A 660-nucleotide genomic window follows, 5' to 3' on the forward strand; every position below is an offset into this window, starting at 1 on the left:
AATCTTTCACTGCTTGAAGCTTGAGTTCAGCACTATAACTTCGGTTATGTGTACGGCGCTCCAGCCCTTCATAACCGTACAGCTTATAGCGACGTTGCCATTTCATCAATGTAGTATTGTTAATCTTATATTTCTTAGCAGCAGCTAGAAAACCAATCTCTCCACTAGAAACTTCTTTAATGATATTGAGTTTCTCTAGCGAATTATATTTTCCCCCGACCATGAAAAAGCTCCCCTTACAGTTACAGGTTTTATTTTTTAACCTGTCTACCGTAGGGGGAGCATATCATATGTCGGCTGCTCTATTTCTTTGTTAAGCTAACGGGCAGGATAGTTTAATTCACTTCGCGAATACCTCAAATATGGAAGCTTCGCTAAGTCGTAATTAAGACGGTAGCTGGAATACCCTGAAAACATGTAAAAGAGGAAGATAACATGGATAATTTCTTAAATGCTTGGGGTGTATATCAATCAAAAGTCTACATTTGCAAGTCAATACAAAATAAACATCTAATTATTCAAAATGGTAGAACCGAATTGAAAATACATTTTGTTGATTTCAAAAGAATTAAAGAACCAAAGTATCATTTTGGAGTACAAGTAGAAGTCATGTATTCAGAGAAAACAGGACATGTCGAAGATATTTATTGGCATTACAAG

At 35.9% G+C, this 660-nt stretch carries 2 protein-coding genes; one reads left to right on the forward strand and one right to left on the reverse strand.

The annotated features are described in order from the left end of the window. Positions 1-223, reverse strand: a 223-nt coding sequence (locus AC1DLI_RS34300) for a helix-turn-helix domain-containing protein (protein ID WP_477610202.1), incomplete at its 3' end; no start/stop codon positions are given. Positions 224-435: 212 nt separating this feature from the next. Between AC1DLI_RS34300 and AC1DLI_RS34305 the strand changes: the two genes are divergently transcribed. Then, a partial coding sequence (locus AC1DLI_RS34305; protein ID WP_477610204.1) for a hypothetical protein occupies positions 436-660 on the forward strand: 225 nt, incomplete at its 3' end.

This window comes from Paenibacillus sp. 01T443 (assembly GCF_056398325.1).